Origin of the sequence: Kineococcus glutinatus (genome assembly GCF_039542765.1) — a bacterium.
In the GTDB taxonomy this organism is placed as follows: domain Bacteria; phylum Actinomycetota; class Actinomycetes; order Actinomycetales; family Kineococcaceae; genus Kineococcus_A; species Kineococcus_A glutinatus.
Map to the genome: position 1 here is coordinate 1 of NZ_BAABIL010000578.1, position 2054 is coordinate 2054.

General features: G+C 79.1%; 1 protein-coding gene and 1 pseudogene. One reads left to right on the forward strand and one right to left on the reverse strand.

Annotated elements, in window-relative coordinates; all coding sequences use genetic code 11:
* Positions 1 to 395: 395 nt before the first annotated feature.
* Positions 396 to 1772 (forward strand): annotated as a pseudogene (locus ABEB16_RS18445) (ABC transporter transmembrane domain-containing protein); the annotation flags it as partial.
* A 197-nt stretch (positions 1773 to 1969) separates the two neighbouring features.
* On the opposite strand, the gene ABEB16_RS18450 reads toward ABEB16_RS18445, so the two are convergent.
* Positions 1970 to 2035 carry a hypothetical protein gene (locus ABEB16_RS18450; RefSeq protein ID WP_425560249.1) on the reverse strand — a complete coding sequence of 22 codons (66 nt, stop codon included), beginning with the start codon at positions 2033 to 2035 and terminating at the stop codon, positions 1970 to 1972.
* Positions 2036 to 2054 lie beyond the last annotated feature (19 nt).

Here is a 2054-nt window from a genome sequence, read left to right on the forward strand (position 1 = left end):
GGCCCGGGCGACCGCTCGGGGGCCGCACGGGGCTGGAGGTGCTGGCTGGGCGCATGGGCTGCAGCCAACACGCGGCGGGCGGCGCGGCGCCCAACACCGCACCACGCGCCGGCGACCGGTACGTGACCGGAGGGTCGCCGCGGCGCGGGGACGGCGCGGGGACGGTGCGGGGACGGCGTGCGCGCGACACGCCGGCGCGTCGGTGCCGGACGTCCCCGCCGGGCCTTTCCCGTGGCCGCGGGAGAGCGGTCTCACTACGCTGGGTGCACGTGCTCCACCTCCCCCTGCACGACCCGGGCCCGCCCGACCTCCGCTCCCCGCTGCACCTCGTGCTGCGCACCGGGTGGGCGCAGCGCACCACCCTGGCCGCCGGCGTGACCTGCGGGGTGGTGTGGATGCTCACCCAGGCCGTCTTCCCCGCCGCCCTCGGGCGCGCCCTCGACGCCGTCGTCACCGGCGGCCCCGACCTGTGGCGCTGGTGCGCCCTGGTGCTGCTGCTGTCGCTCGTGCAGGCCACGTCCGCGGTGCTGCGCCACCGGCACGCCGTCCTCAACCGGCTCACGGGCCGCTTCCGCACCTGCCAGCAGGTCGGGCGGCACACCAGCGCCGCCGGCACCGCCGTCCTGCGCGACGTGCCGCAGGGCGAGGTGCTCGCCACGACGTCCTCGGACGCGCCCCGCCTCGGCGAGGCCTACGACGTCACCCAGCGCGCCGTCGGGGCCGTGCTGGCCGTCGCCGTCGTCGCCGTCCTCGTGCTGCGCACCTCGGTGCCCCTGGGGCTGCTCGTCCTGCTCGGCGTGCCGGTCGTCCTCGCGGCGCTGCTCCTGCTCGCCCGGCCGCTGCAGGCCCGCCAGCGGGAGCAGCGCCGCCTCACCGGTGAGCTGACCGCGCTGGGCACCGACACCGTCGCCGGGCTGCGGGTGCTGCGCGGCATCGGCGGCGAGGAGGTCTTCACCCGCCGCTACGCCGAGCGGTCGCAGGCGGTGCGGGCCGCGGGCGTGGCCGCGGGGCGCTGGCAGTCGGCGCTGGAGGCGATGCAGGTCCTCGTGCCCGGCCTGCTGGTCGCGGCCCTGGTCTGGGGCGGGGCGCACGCCGCGCTGCGCGGGGAGGTCAGCCCGGGCGAGCTGGTGGCGCTCTACGGCTACGCGGCCTTCCTCAGCACCCCGCTGCGCACGGTGGTGGAGGCGGTGGACAAGTACTCCCGCGCGCTCGTCGCCGCCCGCCGCCTCGTCGGGGTGCTCCGCGTCGAGCCCCTCGTGCGCGACGCACCCACCACGGCCGCACCCACCACCAGCTCGCCCACCGCGGCCGCGCCCACCACGGCCGCCCCGGCGGTCGCCGACCCCGTCACCGGGGTGCGCGCCCCCGGGGGGCGGCTCACCGCCGTCGGCGCCGACCCCCCCGAGCAGGCCGCCGCGACGGCCCGGCGGCTGGGCCGCACCGACGACGCCGACCCCGGGGCGCTGCTGGCCGGGACCGCGCTGCAGGACCTGCCGCTGGCCGAGGTCCGCCGCCGGGTGCTGCTCGCCGAGGAGGACCCGCAGCTGTTCAGCGGCAGCCTGCGCGAGCAGGTGGACCCCACCGGCGAGCACGACGACGACGCCGTCCTCGCCGCCCTGCGCGTGGCGGCCGCCGAGGACGTCGTCGCCGGTGTCCCCGGCGGGCTGGCGGGCCGGGTCGGCGAGCGCGGCCGGTCGCTGTCCGGCGGCCAGCGCCAGCGCCTTGCCCTGGCCCGGGCGGTGCTGCGCGACCCCGACGTGCTGGTGCTCGTGGAGCCCACCAGCGCCGTCGACGCCCACACCGAGGCCCGCATCGCGCGGCGGCTGCGCCGCGCCCGCGCCGGGCGCACGACCGTCGTGACCTCCGCCAGCCCCCTCCTGCTGAGCACCGCCGACGAGGTGCGCTGGGTGCGCGGCGGCCGGGTGGCCGGCTGCGGTCGCCACGAGGAGCTGCTGCGCACCGACGCGGCCTACCGGCGGTTCGTCACCCGCGAGGAGGCCCGCTTGAGGGCGTCGACCATGATGAGCTGCTCCATGATCCACTCGTTGACCGGA